Consider the following 16,091-nt stretch of genomic DNA (forward strand, 5'->3'; position numbering starts at 1 on the left):
GGCCGCTCAATAGGGCGGCTTATCCAGCCCCTTCGGGCTCAGCGTGAAGATCTCGCAGCCGTCCTCGGTAATCCCGATCGAGTGCTCGAACTGCGCCGACAGGCTCTTGTCGCGGGTCACCGCGGTCCAGCCGTCGGATAGCAGCTTCACCCACGGCTTGCCGAGGTTGATCATCGGCTCGATGGTCATGAACATGCCTGGGCGTAGCTCGGGCCCGGTGCCGGACTGCGCGGCGTGGACCACCTCGGGCGCGTCGTGGAACAGGCGGCCGAGGCCGTGGCCGCAGAACTCGCGCACCACGCCGTAGCGGTGCGCCTCGGCATGGGCCTGGATCGCCGCGCCGATGTCGCCCAGCCGCGCGCCGGGCCGGGCCTGGGCGATGCCGAGCATCATGCACTCGTGCGTGACCTCGACCAGCCGACGCGCCTTCAGCGGCACGTCGCCGACGAGGTACATCCGGCTGGTGTCGCCGTGCCAGCCGTCGAGCAGCGGGGTGACGTCGATGTTGACGATGTCGCCGTCCTTGAGGACCTTGGGCGAAGGAATGCCGTGGCACACCACATGGTTGATCGAGATGCAGCAGGAGTGGGCGTAGCCGCGATAGCCGAGCGTCGCCGGCACCGCGCCGCCGTCCAGCGTCATCTCGCGGACCACCCGGTCGAGCTCTTCGGTGGAGACGCCGGGCTGCACCCGGTTGGCCATCTCGTCGAGGATTTCGGCCGCCAGCCGCCCGGCCTTGCGCATGCCCTCGAACCCTTCGGGCCCATGGAGCTTGATCGTCCCGTCGCGCAGGACGGTGTCGGCGGAAGTAACGTGCTGGTATTGCGTCATGGGGTCCATGTAGCGAGCCGGCGGCGAAATTGCGAGGGTTCAGCGGACCCGCGAGAACGCCGGCTCGTAAGTCGGCTTCACCGCGCCGAGGACCGCCTTGTCGACCCCGAAGGTCAGCTCGTAGGCGCCTTCGGCATAGGGACCGGCCACGTAGGGTCCGAACCACACGCCGACGCGGTTGAACGTGCGCCCGTTCGACGAGCCGACCAGCACCGTCGCCTCGTCGACGCCGACGCACTTGTCGAACTCGGGCAGTCCCATGCCCCTGGGCTGGCCCTTGCGCCGCTTGGCCCGCTCGGCGTCCAGCGCCGCGCACAGCTTCTTGCCCAGCGCATCCCCGAGCGCCTTGGGCGAGGTGAACATCTCGATCGCCGGGAAGCCGCGGCCGACTTTCTTGTCCCACACGATCGTCTCGCGTCCGTAGTTTCCATGCGCGCCGCCGGTGTAAGTCGAGAAGTCGCCGGTCAGGCTGAGCCAGCCCGGAAGGTTCGCCACGACATTCCATTTTTCGGAGAAGTAGTAGGTGTTGTAGGGGAAGCCGTTGCTCTCCGCCTCTTCCTTGCCCTTGTTGGCGCTGTCGATGAGCTCCTGCTTGCTCTTCTCGAGCTGGCCTTCGAGCCGCTGCGCCAGCGCGGGGATGTTCCCCGCCGCCGCGGGCCAGGAATAAGCGAAGCTGTAAAGGTCGTTGGTTTCCTTGACCTCGTTGGCGCCGGTCGGCGCGCCGGTTACGCTGGCGGTGGCGCTGGCCGTGGGCGTGGCGGAAGCGGTCGCGGTGGCGGTGGCGGTGGCGGTGGGTTGCGGCGCTGCGGGTGTATCGCTGCCCCCCTGGCAGGCCGCGAGAACGAGGCACAGCATGGGCGAAAACGAGCGCAGCGACATCAGTGACTCCGAACCAAAACTGTTGAGGCCCGGCGGCGCGAACCCTAGGGGGCGCTTATGAGCGACAGAACCGACCTTATCCAGCCGGATCGCGGGCAGGAAGCGATCCCGATCCACCTTGTCAACAAGGAGGGGTTCGAAACATGGGTCAAGAATCTCAGCACCGCGCAGCGGGCGGCGCTGGCGGCGCAGAAGTTCGACGGCGGCGGTTACCAGGTCGGCATCGTGCCCGATGGTGAGCGCTGGTTCGCCGTCGGCGGGGTCGCCGATCCCGCGGAGCTGTCGAGCTGGTGCATGGCCAAGCTGGCCGAATCGCTGCCGGCCGGAACCTATCGCCGCGCCGAGGGAGAGCCGGGCGCCGCACTTCACGGCTGGCAGACCGCGCAATACCGTTTCACCCGCTATCGCGAGGAGAAGGACCCGGTCGGCCCGCGCGTCCTGCTGACCAAGGAGGCCGGCAGGATCGCCGCCGCCGAGGCCGAGGCGCAGGCTGTGTTCCTGGTCCAGGACCTCGTCAACACGCCGGCCGAGGACATGGGCCCGGCCGCGCTCGAAGCCGCGGTCGAGGCGCTGGCCAAGCAGCACGGCGCGAAGGTCAAGGTCACCCGCGGCGATGCGCTGGAACAGGAATTCCCGATGGTTCACGCCGTCGGCCGCGCCGCCGCACGCAGCCACGCGCCGCGGATGATCGAGCTCGACTGGGGCGACGCCAAGGCGCCGAAGCTGGCAATCATCGGCAAGGGCGTGTGCTTCGATTCGGGCGGGCTCGACATCAAGCCTTCGGCCGGCATGCTGCTGATGAAGAAGGACATGGGCGGCGCGGCGCACGCGCTGGCGCTCGCCGGCCTGGTCATGGGCGCCGGGCTCAAGGTGCGGCTGCAGTTGCTGATCCCGGCGGTCGAGAACGCGATCGCCGGCAACGCCTTCCGCCCCGGCGACGTGCTCCGGAGCCGCAAGGGCCTGACCGTGGAGATCGGCAACACCGACGCCGAGGGCCGCCTGGTCCTCGCCGACGCGCTCGCGCTGGCGAGCGAAGGCAAGCCCGAGCTGATCGTCGATTTCGCCACTCTCACCGGCGCCGCGCGGGTCGCGCTCGGGCCCGACCTTCCCGCCCTGTTCACCCGCGACGACGGGACCGCCGAGGCGCTCATCGCAGCGGGCAAGGAAAGCGACGATCCGGTCTGGCGCCTCCCGCTCCACGAACCCTATGCCGATTGGTTGAAGTCCGACATCGCCGACACCAACAACGCCCACACGAACGCCTTCGCCGGCTCGAGCGTGGCCGCGCTGTTCCTCGACAAGTTCGTCGGAGAAGGCATCGACTGGGCACATTTCGACACGTTCGCTTGGCGCCCGAATCCCAAGCCCGGCCGCGCCAAGGGCGGCGCGGCGCTCGGCCTGCGCGCCTCGTGGTGGATGTTGCAGCGACGCTTCGGCTGACGACACTCCCCGCCCACCGCTTGCCCCATGTGCGGGGGCAGTCTAACGCCGCCGCGTAGCGAGACACCCTTTGGCAGATACGTCCGATATCACTTCCTGGCACAAGCGCGCGCAAGGGCCTTTCGCCCTCGCCGGCCCGGTCGCGCGCGCCGACGGCTCGATGCCGCTGAGGGGCGACCTTGCGCACATCGGCCTCGCCGGAAAGTACTTCGTGCCGCACTACGCCGTGCCGCAGCCGCGCACGGTCCTGCCCGGCGGCGCTCCCCTGCTGGCCAGCAGCGATGGCGGAGCGGAAGAACTGTGCACCCTGTTGGAAGGCGACAGTTTCGAGGTTCTCGACGTTATCGGGGTGTGGGCCTGGGGTTGCCTCTCGCTCGAAGGACCCGTCGGCTACGTGCTGCTCGACCGGCTGGAGCCGCTCGTCTGATGGCCCGGACGGTGTTCATCGACGGTGCTGCCGGGACCACCGGGCTGGAGATTCGCGAGCGGCTGCACGGGCGGTCCGAATTCGATCTGGTCGCGCTCGACGACGCCCGGCGCAAGGAACCGGCCGCGCGCGCCGAGGCGCTCAATGCGGCGGACTTCGCGATCCTCTGCCTGCCCGACGACGCCGCCCGCGAGGCGGTTACGTTGATCGAGCCCGGCAGCCGGGTGCGGGTGATCGACGCCTCCTCGGCGCATCGCGTGGCGCCGGGCTGGGTGTTCGGCTTTCCCGAGCTCGTCGGCCGCGACACCGTGGCGCAGGCGGCGCGGGTGTCGAACCCGGGCTGTTATTCGACCGGATTCATCGCCCTGCTTGCGCCGCTCGTCGCCGCCGGGCTTCTCCCTGCAGACTGGCCGTACACCTGCAACGCCGTCTCCGGCTATTCGGGCGGGGGCAAGACCCTGATCGAGCGCTTTGAGGGCGACCACGATATCGCCTGGCGCGGCTATGCGCTGGGGCTCGGCCACAAGCACGTGCCCGAAATGCAGCAGTGCTGCGGGCTGGCCATTCCTCCGATTTTCTCGCCCGCGGTTATCCCGGCCCACCGTGGGATGGTCACGGAAATCCCCCTCCCCCTCGCGGCCATGGCGCGCGCCGCCAGCGCGGAAACGCTGCGGTTTGCCCTGACCGAATTCTACGCCGGCAGCCGCATCATCACGATGGGCGAGGAGCCCCTGTTCGGCGAGATCCTGCTGCGCCGCTCGCGCGAACCGTCAGACCGGATGGAGCTGTTCGTGTTCGCCTCCGCTGACGGCAGCCAGGCGCGGCTCGTCGCGCTGCTCGACAATCTCGGCAAGGGCGCCAGCGGAGCGGCGGTGCAATCGCTCAACCTGATGGCGGGACTCGACGAAACGGCTGGCCTCAGGCTGTGATGCCCGCTTGCTGGGCACGCCTGCCCGCTTTCTAAGCAACCAATTCGCAGCGGCGCGCACGATAGTTGCGCCGACGCCCACGGCGGGCGCGGAATTGTGCGATTCCGCCCTTTCCCGAGGCCACGCGATTGTCTACCTCTCCCCCGTCACGCCTTGGCACGATTCTTGAAGCATGAGTGCCGGGAAAACACGGATCGTCCGGCCCGCAGCCCGAGGAGGGGATGCGGCGCCGGCTTTACTCGCAGGGGTCACGTGAAAAAGATCGAAGCCATCATCAAGCCGTTCAAGCTCGACGAGGTGAAGGAAGCGCTGCACGAAGTCGGCGTTTCGGGCATCACGGTGACCGAGGCGAAGGGCTTCGGCCGCCAGAAGGGCCACACCGAGCTCTATCGTGGCGCCGAGTACGTCGTCGACTTCCTGCCCAAGGTGAAGCTCGAGGTCGTCGTTCCCGACGGCCAGGCGGAACGGGTGGTCGAGGCCATCGCGAACGCCGCCCAGACCGGGCGCATCGGCGACGGCAAGATCTTCGTGTCGACGATCGACACCGCCCTGCGCATCCGCACCGGCGAGAAGGACGACGCGGCGATCTGAATTTCCCGGCCGCGGCGCCGTCGCGGTCCACAACCACACCAGGCTCTACGCTCAAGGAAGGAAGACCATGCCCACCGCAAAGGACATCGTGAAGCGGATCAAGGACGAGGAGATCGAATGGGTCGATCTTCGCTTCACCGATCCCAAAGGCAAATGGCAGCACCTCTCGATGGTCGCCTCGGCGCTCGATGAGGACCAGCTCGAGGAAGGCCTGATGTTCGACGGCTCGTCGATCGCCGGCTGGAAGGTGATCAACGAATCCGACATGATCCTCAAGCCCGACCTCACCGAAGTCTACATGGACCCCTTCAGCGCGACCCCGATGATGATCGTGTTCTGCGACATCGTCGAACCGTCGACCGGCGACTGGTACGCGCGTGACCCGCGCACGACCGCGAAGCGGGCCGAAAACTATCTCAAGACCACCGGCCTCGGCGACACCGTCTACGTCGGCCCGGAGGCCGAGTTCTTCATGTTCGACGACGTTCGCTTCGAGGACGGCTACGCCGGCTCGGGCTTCCAGATCGACGACATCGAGCTGCCGACCAACACCGGCGCAGAGATCGAAGGCGGCAACATGGCGCACCGTCCGCGCGCCAAGGGCGGCTACTTCCCGGTCGCCCCGGTAGACAGCGCGATGGACATCCGCGGCGAGATGGTCAGCACGATGCTCGAGATGGGCCTGCCGTGCGACAAGCACCACCACGAGGTGGCCGCCGCCCAGCACGAGCTGGGCCTCACCTTCGGTACGCTTACCCAGACCGCCGACCGCATGCAGATCTACAAGTACGTCGTGCACCAGGTCGCCCATGCCTACGGCAAGACGGCGACTTTCATGCCCAAGCCGATCAAGCAGGATAACGGCAGCGGCATGCACACTCACATGTCGATCTGGGACAAGGGCAAGCCGCTGTTCGCCGGCAACGGCTATGCCGGGCTGTCGGACATGTGCCTCTATTTCATTGGCGGCGTGATCAAGCACGCCAAGGCGCTCAATGCCTTCACCAATCCGACCACCAACAGCTACAAGCGGCTGGTGCCGGGCTTCGAAGCGCCGGTGCTGCTCGCCTATTCGGCGCGCAACCGTTCGGCCTCGTGCCGCATTCCCTACGGTGCCGGTGAGAAGGCCAAGCGCGTCGAGTTCCGCTTCCCCGATGCTCTCGCCAACCCGTACCTCGCCTATGCCGCGATGCTGATGGCCGGTCTCGACGGGGTGCAGAACAAGATCCATCCGGGCGAGGCAATGGACAAGAACCTCTACGATCTGCCCCCGGCCGAGCTGGCCGAGGTGCCGACCGTCTGCGGTTCGCTCCGCGAAGCGCTCGAATCGCTCCAGGCGGACCACGAGTTCCTGCTCAAGGGCGACGTGTTCACGATGGACCAGATCGAGAGCTACCTCGAATTGAAATGGGAAGACGTCAGCCGCTGGGAAACCACCCCCAGCCCGGTCGAATTCGACATGTACTACAGCGCCTGATCGCTGGTCCGCGCGCTAGTCCGCGCGCAAAGAGAAGGGCGTCCGGAGCGATCCGGGCGCCCTTTCTCTTTCAGCGCGTCGGTTGAATCAACCGCACGCCCCCGCCGCGCGCATCGCGACTCCCTTGAGCCCGCCGGGGCACTTGGGCTTGCCGCTTTGCTGCGAAGGCCGGCTGCGCTCCGTCTCATCGCCATCCTCATCCGAGGTGTCGAAGCCGCCCATGTCCGGCATTCCGAGGATCGTCATGGCGTTCGCGCGGAAACGCACCCGCGCGATCCACTCGGGCTTCCAGGCGAGCTTGGCGTTCGCCGGGCGCGGCGGAAAAGCGAAGTCGCTCTGCGGCCCGTAGGCGTAGAGGTTGAGCATCATGTTGTCGCCGCCCAGCTTGCGCACTTCCGCGGGGATCGAGCAGCTCGTCTGGCTCGGCGCCATCACCGTCCGGGCGGCGACCAGCTTGGCCACGGTAGCCGGTGAGAGCCAGTCCTGCAGCGAGCCGCCGAACTGCTGCGTGGCCGAGGACGTCCACCAGACCATCTCGGCCGCGCCGTTGCGGCCCATGTCCCTGGCGCCCATCGCCCAGGCGTAATAGCCGGTCGCTTCGGGCAGGCCGTTCCAAGTCAGGCCGAAGGCGCCGCTCGCAAGGGTAGAGGACTTCGGCTGCAGCGCCGGCATGAAGTCACGGTCGAGCTTGAAAGCGATCTCGGGCGAGTAGTTGCCGGCGATCCGATGGTCACCGCGCAGCGAAGCCGACGACGGGACTTGCTTCGCGTTGCGGCTGTTGGGCCATTCGCCGAAAGTCTTGCTGTTGGCCTGGTTCACCCGCCAATCGTCGGCCGCGCTGGCCGCGGCGGCGTACAGGCCCGGCGGCATCTGACCCTTGGCCATCTTGGCGAAATCGATCACCACCGGCTGGCCGGCCGTAGCGTGCTCGCCGCAACCCCAGAAGAGGTACAGCTTGCCGCTCGGCAACTGTCCCTGCTGCGGCCTTTCGGCGGGGCCGCTGGGGGCGCTCTGATTCACCGGAGTGATCAGCGGCACCGAAGGGCCGAGCCCGGCCCCTGCCGGCATGAAGTGATCGGCTGCTGGCGCTCCGGTCGCGGCCCGAGAGGATCCGAGTCGCAGCTGGAGCTCGTGCATCGCCCCGCCCGCTCCGCCACGCAACATCGCCAGCGGGTTGCCGCCCCCCGCGCCCATCGCGGCCATCCCGGACACGGTCCCCGCATCCATCGTGTAACGCGCGATCGGCCCGGCGGCCTGCTGGGTGGAGGCCGGCATGGCGGCGAGACCGGCAACCAGTGCGGTACCCAGGTACGCCGCTCGGCGAACAGAGTGCTTCATTTGGAATTCCCCTCCACAACGGCGACCCGTCGTGGCTAGCGTCTATACCACTCACTGGAACTCCGGTCATTTACCAACTGGGGCGGCGCGGCGGCGCCTGGCTTGGGCCAAATCCGGCAAGCGGGGCATCCCATTGGGGCCTTTCGGGGAACCCGCCCGCCGGTCCCCCGGTTCTAGGCTCCAAGGAGACTCCGCAATGAAGCACCTGCTGTTCGGCGCCGCCGTCATCGCGCTGGCTGTGGCTCCACTGGCCGCCCAAGGTAACGGACACGGCAAGGGCGGGCCGGGCGGTAGCGGCAAAGCATCCCACGGCCCGGCGATGCAGGGCCCGGCGATGAAAGCGCCGACGATGCACGGTCCGTCGATGAGGGCCAGCGGCCACGGGAATTTCGCGCGCTCGGCAGGCCCGATGGCGCCGACCATGAAGGCTGTAGGGCCTCCGCATGGGAATCGGAAGGTGAACGCACCCGGAAAAGCGCAAGGCCCAGCGAAACAGACCGACCGTGGCCGATCAGCCGCGGCGCATGCTGACAAGCCCGCCCAGTCGCCCGACAAGACCAAGCGGAACGGTGCGAACGAGAAAATGGCCAAGGCGGCCGGGCCCGGCGTCAAGGTGCTCGAGGATGGCCGCCGTTACTACTCGGACCGCAGTGCCCACGAGTCATTCGATGTCGCCGCCGTTCGCCTCCGCCCGATCGACGGCTGCCCGCCCGGCCTTGCCAAGAAGAACAACGGCTGCATGCCGCCGGGTCTGGCGAAGCAGCGCCTCTACCAACCCGGCTGGTGGGGCCTGACGGACCTCGCAGGCGGCCCCTACGCCTACGACGACGGCTACCTGCTGCGACTCAACGGTGACCGGGTGGCGAGCTACGTACCGCTGCTCGGCGGCGCCCTCTCGCCGGGCAACATCTGGCCAAGCATGTACGCACCGGTGACAGTCCCCGAATACTACGCCGATTATTACGATCTCGGCCCGCCGGGCGGCTACCGTTATGCCGACGATGTCCTCTACCGGGTCGATCCGTCGACTTCGGCGATCACTTCGATTGCCGCACTTTTGACCGGCGACAACTTCCAGATCGGCTCGCCGCTGCCGGCGGGATACGACGTCTACAACGTCCCCTATCCCTATCGCAGCCAGTACGTTGACGGGCCCGACGCCCGATACCGTTACGGCGACGGCTATATCTACCAAGTCGATCCAACGACGCAGCTGGTGACAGCGGCGATCGACCTGCTGGCCGGTTGAGGAGCGCAGTCATGACTATAGCACAGGCCCTTCGCCGCCCGCTGGCGATCGCGGTAGCCGCCGCGCTGCTGCCGCTCGCCGCCTGCTCGAACAATTCGGACAAGGCCGATAGCGAAAAGACGGCCACGCCCGAGCCCTCGGGCGACACCTTGGCCGAGGCGATGTCGAAGCAGGACAGCCTGTCGACGCTTACCGGCGCGTTGCGGGACACCGGGCTCAGCGAGGTTTTCGACAATGCCGGATCCTACACCATCTTCGCGCCGACCAATGATGCGTTCGCCAAGCTGGGCGATGCCGGAAAGGCGTTGCGGCAAGCGGATCAGCGGGCGGTGCTGACCGCGGTGCTGCGCGATCATATCGTGCCCGGCTACCTGACTCCCGACGACATCGGCACGGCGATCGATGCCGAAGGGGGCCGGGTCAAGGTTCAGACGATGGGCGATCACAAGCTGACCTTCACGCGCGACGGCGACGGATACCTGGTCGCCGCAGAGGACGGATCGACAGCCAACATCGCCGGCGACGCGACCGCGGCCAGTAACGGCGTCGCAATCCCGGTCGACGGCGTCCTCAAGAAACTCTGAGCTTCCTCAATAATCCTTGTGATACGCAGCCGCGATGCTCTCGCGGCCGAGCGACGAAACCGTTCCGAGGAGCGACAGCCAGCTGGTGATGCGAAACTCGAGGCTGGTGGCGTTGTAGCCACGTCCGTCGGTGATGATCTCGACATAGAAGCGGCGGTGGAACCGCTTGCCGAGCGCCAGCGCGGTGCCGTGGTTGAGCGCCGGGTCGGCCGGCACGATGCGCAAGCGATCGAGCCCGATCGCCTTGCGCAGCCGATTGATTGGATCGAGCCCGGCGCCGCCGCGCAAGCTCGACAGCGCCGCGCCAAGTTGCAGCGCGTCCGTCGCAGAAAGGTTGGCGATCGAGCCGCCGAACAGCAGCTGGGCAAGAATTTCCTCTTCCGGCATCGACGGGGTCGAGCTGAAGGTGATGTCGGGCCTCGAGGCCCTCCCGCCGACGTGCACCTGGACGGTCAGCGAGCCCGCGGTGGTTTCAGCCGTCAGGTCGATCTGCGGATCGGGCGGCGCGTTCTCGTTGAAATCGATGATCCCGCGAATGATGTCGAACCGCGAGCCGGCAAAGTCGTAGAAGCCCTGCCGCGGCACCACCCGGGCGACCCCGCCGATCCTCGGGTCCGAAGTCGTGCCGCGGAGCACGATGTTCGCGCTCCACTCGCTGTCGAGCCCCATGCCATCGACGGCGATCCCGCCCGGCGCTGTCGCGTCGATCAGATAGCGCCACGGCGCTCCGGGCGCGCGCGGCGGGGCGATATCCGCGGGAACGTTGATGTCCGTCGTCTTGATGATCGGCAGTTGCGAGGCGCCCGTGGCGGCGCCGAGGCGCCAATGCGCCTTGTTCACCCTCAAACGTCCGGCGATGGTGCCACCGAGGCCGTTCGAAACGATGCGGATCGGACCGGTGACGGTCGCGCCCATCGTCGACAGGTCGAGGATCTCGGCCTTGTTAGCGGCGATCTTCAAATCTAGCGCTGGGCTGCGGCCCGGCCCCATGCCGGCAAGATCGACGAACCCGCTGCCGACGACGGTGCCGCCATTCGGGGCGGTTCCGCTGAAGCTGGACAGCTGCAGCCGCGAGCCGGCGAAACTGCCGGCAGCCTTTACTTGCTTCAGGTCGGTTCCGGTGAGCGTGCTTTGCACCCTGAGGTCGTCGCCGGCGACGGAGCCGCGCACTTGCGGATCGGCGAGCGAGCCGCGCACGTCGGCAGCGACGCGGATCGTGCCGGTGACATCGAACGTTTCGAGCGCGGCGAGCCGCCACAGGGCGTCGGCGGGCCCAACATAACGCACCTGGGCCAGCAGGTTGCCGGCGCTAAGCCGATCGTAGAGTGCGCCGCCGGGCGGCAGGTTGGCGATGCGGCCCTGCAGCCGGCCGAGTATCTGGCCCTTGTCCTGCAACACGGCGCGCATTTGCAGAAGAGTCGGAGAGAGCTGCGCCACGAGCGCCAGATCGACCGGGCGCGAGGTCAACAACAGGCCCGAGCGCGTGAGCCCGGTCAACATCACCCTCGCACTGCCGGTCGGCACGCCGCCGGGGCTGCTGCGGAAGTCGACGATGCCCGAAATCGAGCCACCCACGCCGAGGTCCCCGCCGAGGACATCGACCAGCGACAGCGGCATCTTGGCCAGGCTCAGGCTAAGTTGCGTCCCGGCGGCGCCGCCGAATTGTCCTTCGGCGATGGCGATGCCGCCGCCGAACGTCAGCTGCGTCTTCTGCAGCTGCCAGCTGCCGTCGGATTGCTTGAGCAGCACCGCCCGGCGCGGCATGGTGATCGCCTGGCCGCCGTAATTGCCGCGCGCGGCAGCGGCGATCCGCTCTGGCGTCACGTCGCCGGTCACCTGCAACTGGAACTGGCTGCCGCGGCGCCCGGCGAGCGACCCGCTGAACGTGCCGCGGCCGTTGACCACGTTGGCGCGCGCGTCGAGCCGGCCGATGAACAGGCTGCCGTAGCTGACCCCTTGCGCCTGGACCGCGCCCTGAATCGAGCTGTTGCCACCGCCGACGAAGCCGCTGAAATCGACGGTTGCCTGCCGCACCGAGAATGGCGTGGCGCCGCCGAAGGTCGCGTCCCTGGCGACCAGGTTCACATCGAAACCTTGGGCGCCGCGCCGGGGAGCGAGGGCGATCGTGCCGTCGAGACCGCCGCCGCTGAGGCGCAGGTTCCCCGACGCGCCGCCGTCGCCGAGCGTCAGGTCGCCGGTCACCGCGGTCCGCCAGACGTCAAGGTGATCGATGCGGATGCGGGTCGGTCCACCCGCCGGGGAGGTCAGGAAGAGCAGCCCCTTGAACGGTCCGAGGGTGGAATCGCCCGAGGTGTCGATCTTGAAGCCGTCCCGCGTCGGCGCGAGGGCAATGTGCACGTCGCGTAGCCCGGCCGCGGGCAGCGGGTTGGCGAACACCAGGTCGGCGTGCGGCCCGTCCTGGGCGAGCGTGGCCTTGACCGTGAACGCGCCGTAATCGACGTGCCGTCCGCTGCCGACGAGGCTCGTCACCCCGTTCTCCACCCGCCCGTCGAGGCGCAGCGACAGCTTGTTGGCGCGGATCGTCGTCTTGCGGAAGATGATCGGCTGCGCGGCGCCGAACAGCACCCCGCCCTCGAAGCGAATGTTGCCGCCCGAAAGATTGGCCAGCGTGGCGTTGGTCACTTTCGGCATGCGACCGGAGAAGTTGGCCGCCAGTCGCCACGGCACGCCGTTGCCGATCCCGAAGCGCATCTTGGCCCCGAAATCGACGGTCCCGAGGTTCTGAACGACGAGACCGCGCGCCTCGATCGGGCCGGAAATGCCGTAGCCGCCGCGGTGGATGTCTCCGCGCAGGACCAGGTTGGCCGAGAGGCCGGCGAAGCGCAGCTGCAAGTCGTCGGAGCGCAAGTCGCCACCCGCCAGGTACACTGTGCCGGTCAGCCTGCCATTGACCAACTTCGGGTCGATGATGGCGTTGCCGCTGGCGATCCGCTCGACCGAGGCGTTGAGCGGCAGGGTCCAGCGTTTGCCGTCGTACGCCAGCCTCCCGCGTTCGCCGATCCCGGTGAACACCGTGCCGCCGAAATCGGCTTGCCCGACCTTGAGCTCAAACGGCGCGCTGAAGCCGCGCCAGGGGCCATCGAGCGTGGTGTTGATCACCACGTCGCGCATTGTCAGGCCCGGACCGAACAGTTGCTTGTCGACCAGGTCGATCTTGAGCCGGGCGTTCCTGAACGCGTTGTTGCCGAGGTCGATGCCGCCCATACCGTCGAGACTGATCCCCGCCCCGCGCAGCGCCGCCGAGCCACTGAGCACACTCTGCTTGAGGGTGCCGACCAGCGCGACCGCGGTGGATTCTCCCAGCGCCCGCGCCGACAGGCCGGTAAGGTAGTCGCGATGCCACACCAGGCCTGAAATGCGGTAGTGCCCGGCCCGGTTGTACAGCTTAAGCGCGGCCACCCGCTGGCCGTCCTCGCGGGCGACGAAGGCGCCGTTCCAGGTCCTCCAGGTGCCGTCGCCCAGGAGCCGGACGCGCGTGTCGTGCTTTGTCCCGGTGAGCGAGGCGAGCAGCCCGCCCTTGGGCGCGCGGTAGTCGAGATCGAGGTCGAACACGTTGCCGTCGGGTTCGGCATTGACCAGCGCCGTGAAGCGGTCGCCGCCGCCGAGTTGGCCCTTGGCGTCGAGCTTGACCAACCCGCGATGGACATGCGCGTGAGCCTGGAAATCGACGTGGCGCTCCTCGCCGAGCAGGCCCTTGGCGACCGTCAAGTTGTCGATCACGAAGCGGTCGACGCGGATGTCGAAATTGGGCAGCGTCGGGGCGTTGGGATCGCCGGGATTCAGATTGGGCTTGGCGTAGAGAGTGCCATCGTGGAGCACGAGGGCGCGCACGTCGAGCCCGGTGAAGGGGAACTTGTACGGTCGCCAGTTGAGCTCGACCGCGGGGACGGTGAGGAACAGCTTGCCGCGCGCGTCGCGGAACTTCACGTCGTAAAGCGTGGCGTTCCACAGCACCGAGCCTTCGATGCGGCCGACGCTGACCTTGAGGCCCGAGGCAGGCGCGACCTTGGCGATCCGGTTGACGATGAACTGCCGCCCAGAGCCGGTGTTGAGATAAAGCACCGCCACCGCAAACAGCGCCAGCAGCAGCACGACCAGTCGTCCGGCCCACACAGCGATCTTGCGCAGGGTGTCACGCCGCCGGTGGACGATTACGGTCTCCTCGCCCCCCTCGATGACCTCCTCTTCGGCCATCAGAAGGCTTGCCCCAGCGCGACGTAGACGCCGACCGGGCCGTCGCCCGGACCCGGATTGAGCGGCACGCCGACATCGACGCGAATCGGGCCGAAGCCGGTCAGGTAGCGCACACCGATCCCGGCCCCGAGCTTGATCTCGTTGAAGCTCGGGGTCGAGCTGCTGCCGACGGTGCCGGCATCGACGAACGGGACGATCCCGAGCGCGCCGCCGAGCCACGGCGTCTGGATGCGCGCCTCGGCCGAAAGCTCGACCAGCGAGCGCCCGCCGGTGGGATCGCCCTGGCTGTCATGCGGCCCGATCGACTGGTAGCCGTAACCGCGCACCGACCCGCCGCCGCCGGCGTAGAGCCTGCGCGAGGGCGCGATCGCGGAAAGCGGAGCTCCGGGAATGCTGGCGAGGCGCACGCGCGCCGCGAGGACGATCCTGTCGCTGACTGAGTAGTAGTAGCTCGCGTCGCCTTGCGCGCGCACGTAGAAGCTCTGGTCTTTGTTCGTGCGCGAAGTCTCGGGCGAGACATGCGCCGAGAGACGATAGCCCTTGGTCGGGTTGAGCAGATCGTCCGAGGTGTCGAACTGCCCGTAAAGCGGGATCGCGCCGATGAAATAGGTCTGCCGCGGTCCGAAATTGTTGACTCCGCTGCCGCTGGCTGTGGCCTGACGCTCGCCGGTTGCCGTCAGCTCGACGCCGAGCGACCAGCTGAACTTCTTCTGGTAGAGCAGCGTGCTCAGGCGCTCGAGGCTGCCGACGAGCGAGACGGTGCGCGCGTCATAAGCGTCGTAGTCGAGCGTGCTGGCAAAGGCGTCGACCGTCAGCACCTTGTCGCGGCCGTGGAAGTTGTTGCGCCGGAAGGTCACGCCGGCGAGCTGCTCGCGCGTGCCGGCGATCCCGCGCACTTTGAGCGCGCCCTCGGGCGGGAACAGGTTGCGGTGCTCCCAGCTGCCCTCGGCCTTGAAGCCTTCGCCGGTGCCGTAGCCGATTTGCCCGATGATCGTGCGGAGCTTGGCTTTGGTCATTTCGACCGCGATGTCGACCGTGCCCGGCTGGCCGTTGGACGGCGGCGTGACCTCGACCGGGGTGAGCTTGCTGGTGGCGACCAGCCCGGTTGCCTGAATCGCCTGCCGGAGGTCCAGCTCGAGGCTGCGCTGGTAGAGGTCGCCGGAGTCGAATCGAGCGATCTCAGCCAAATGCTTGCCCGAGAGGAAGTCCGGCAGGTTGCTTGTTACTTTACCGAAGCGGTACTTGCCGCCCGGCGTGACCAGCATGGTCAGGTCACCCTGGTCTCGCGCGTGATCGATCAGCAGTTCCGGATCCGCAATTGCGGCGAAGGGATAGCCCGATTCGCCCAGCGCGGTGTCGAGGTCGGCGCGCTCACTGTCGATCTTGTCCTGCAGCAGCGGATCGCCGCTCTGAATTTCGAAGGCGGAGCGCAGCATCGGGTAATCCGGGCCCGCCGCCGCGAGTCCACCGAGATCGATGGCACCGACGGCATATTGCTTGCCCGGAAGGATGTCGAAACGCACGGTCGGCCGCGCCGCCTTGGTCTGTTCGCGGTCGCCCACGCTGACGTTGCGCATCACCAGCGCGTCGTAATAGCCGTAGACCCGCAGCATCCGTTCTAGGAGGTCCTGGTCTTGCCGGGCCTGGGCGGCGAGACGCGCGGCGCTACCGTTGTCGTCATATTGCTCGATCGTGGAAAGCTGCTTGAAGCGGCGGACGAACGCCTCGCGTTCGGGGAACTGCGCGGCTTCGTTGGGGAACACCAGCAGCAGCTCGCTCGAGAGGCGCACTTCCTCGCCCTCGCGAAGCTGGGGCAGCGGCGCTTCGGGCTCGGCGAACTGGATGTCGGGTTCAGGGGTCAGCGGAGCGAGCTGCGGAAGCTCCAACTGCTCCGGCCAGGGCACCGTGATCAGCGGCAAGTCCGCGAGCGGCGTATCAGGCTGAACGTCGGGCTGCGGGACTGCCTCCGACGGCACGCCTTGTTTCGCCCAATCTTCGGGATTGTCGACCGCCGAATCCGGGATCAGCTGCTCGAGCTCGGGGAGCGTGTTGCGATCCTGCGCGGCGACCGGCTGGACCAGCACGGCCGAGACCGCCAGCGCGGCGACGAACCGCCGCAAGTGACGCATCA

General features: G+C 67.8%; 12 protein-coding genes. 7 read left to right on the forward strand and 5 right to left on the reverse strand.

The window, feature by feature from the left end; all coding sequences use genetic code 11:
• Positions 1 to 6: 6 nt before the first annotated feature.
• Together map and G7B69_RS05980 are read right to left on the reverse strand one after the other, a co-directional pair.
• Positions 7 to 831 carry a type I methionyl aminopeptidase gene (gene map / locus G7B69_RS05975; RefSeq protein ID WP_166177167.1) on the reverse strand — a complete coding sequence of 275 codons (825 nt, stop codon included), beginning with the start codon at positions 829 to 831 and terminating at the stop codon, positions 7 to 9.
• Between the two features lie 39 nt (positions 832 to 870).
• Entirely contained in the window at positions 871 to 1,710 is an 840-nt protein-coding gene (locus G7B69_RS05980; RefSeq protein ID WP_166177169.1) for a DUF4163 domain-containing protein, read from the reverse strand.
• A gap of 57 nt (positions 1,711 to 1,767) precedes the next feature.
• Between G7B69_RS05980 and G7B69_RS05985 the strand changes: the two genes are divergently transcribed.
• From G7B69_RS05985 to glnA, 5 genes are all read left to right on the forward strand, one after another.
• Positions 1,768 to 3,150: a leucyl aminopeptidase family protein gene (locus G7B69_RS05985; RefSeq protein ID WP_166177171.1), complete on the forward strand. Its 1,383-nt coding sequence runs from the start codon at positions 1,768 to 1,770 to the stop codon at positions 3,148 to 3,150.
• A 70-nt stretch (positions 3,151 to 3,220) separates the two neighbouring features.
• Positions 3,221 to 3,577: an SH3 domain-containing protein gene (locus G7B69_RS05990; protein ID WP_243415045.1), complete on the forward strand. Its 357-nt coding sequence runs from the start codon at positions 3,221 to 3,223 to the stop codon at positions 3,575 to 3,577.
• The gene (argC, locus tag G7B69_RS05995; RefSeq protein WP_166177173.1) at positions 3,577 to 4,506 is read left to right on the forward strand and encodes an N-acetyl-gamma-glutamyl-phosphate reductase; all 930 of its coding nucleotides are present in this window, start codon (positions 3,577 to 3,579) and stop codon (positions 4,504 to 4,506) included. Before G7B69_RS05990 ends, argC begins: the two co-directional genes overlap by 1 nt.
• A gap of 252 nt (positions 4,507 to 4,758) precedes the next feature.
• Positions 4,759 to 5,097 (forward strand): P-II family nitrogen regulator, encoded by a 339-nt coding sequence (locus G7B69_RS06000; RefSeq protein ID WP_166177175.1) that lies wholly within the window; start codon positions 4,759 to 4,761, stop codon positions 5,095 to 5,097.
• Positions 5,098 to 5,164: 67 nt separating this feature from the next.
• Positions 5,165 to 6,574, forward strand: a complete 1,410-nt coding sequence (gene glnA, locus G7B69_RS06005) for a type I glutamate--ammonia ligase (protein WP_166177177.1) — start codon at positions 5,165 to 5,167, stop codon at positions 6,572 to 6,574.
• An 87-nt stretch (positions 6,575 to 6,661) separates the two neighbouring features.
• On the opposite strand, the gene G7B69_RS06010 is transcribed toward glnA, so the two are convergent.
• Positions 6,662 to 7,912, reverse strand: coding sequence for a hypothetical protein (locus G7B69_RS06010; RefSeq protein ID WP_166177179.1), 1,251 nt, complete (start codon positions 7,910 to 7,912; stop codon positions 6,662 to 6,664).
• A gap of 196 nt (positions 7,913 to 8,108) precedes the next feature.
• On the opposite strand from G7B69_RS06010, the gene G7B69_RS06015 reads away from it, so the two are divergent.
• Complete coding sequence (locus tag G7B69_RS06015) at positions 8,109 to 9,161, forward strand: hypothetical protein (protein ID WP_166177181.1); 1,053 nt, start codon at positions 8,109 to 8,111, stop codon at positions 9,159 to 9,161.
• Positions 9,162 to 9,172: 11 nt separating this feature from the next.
• Positions 9,173 to 9,745 carry a fasciclin domain-containing protein gene (locus G7B69_RS06020; protein WP_166177183.1) on the forward strand — a complete coding sequence of 191 codons (573 nt, stop codon included), beginning with the start codon at positions 9,173 to 9,175 and terminating at the stop codon, positions 9,743 to 9,745.
• A 6-nt stretch (positions 9,746 to 9,751) separates the two neighbouring features.
• On the opposite strand, the gene G7B69_RS06025 is transcribed toward G7B69_RS06020, so the two are convergent.
• Both G7B69_RS06025 and G7B69_RS06030 read right to left on the reverse strand, forming a co-directional pair.
• On the reverse strand, positions 9,752 to 13,960 hold the full coding sequence (locus tag G7B69_RS06025) for a translocation/assembly module TamB domain-containing protein (RefSeq protein ID WP_166177185.1): 4,209 nt from the start codon (positions 13,958 to 13,960) through the stop codon (positions 9,752 to 9,754).
• Complete coding sequence (locus G7B69_RS06030; protein ID WP_166177187.1) at positions 13,960 to 16,089, reverse strand: autotransporter assembly complex protein TamA; 2,130 nt, start codon at positions 16,087 to 16,089, stop codon at positions 13,960 to 13,962. Before G7B69_RS06030 ends, G7B69_RS06025 begins: the two co-directional genes overlap by 1 nt.
• Positions 16,090 to 16,091: the final 2 nt, after the last annotated feature.

Source organism: Croceibacterium segetis, assembly GCF_011320115.1.
Lineage (GTDB): Bacteria > Pseudomonadota > Alphaproteobacteria > Sphingomonadales > Sphingomonadaceae > Croceibacterium_B > Croceibacterium_B segetis.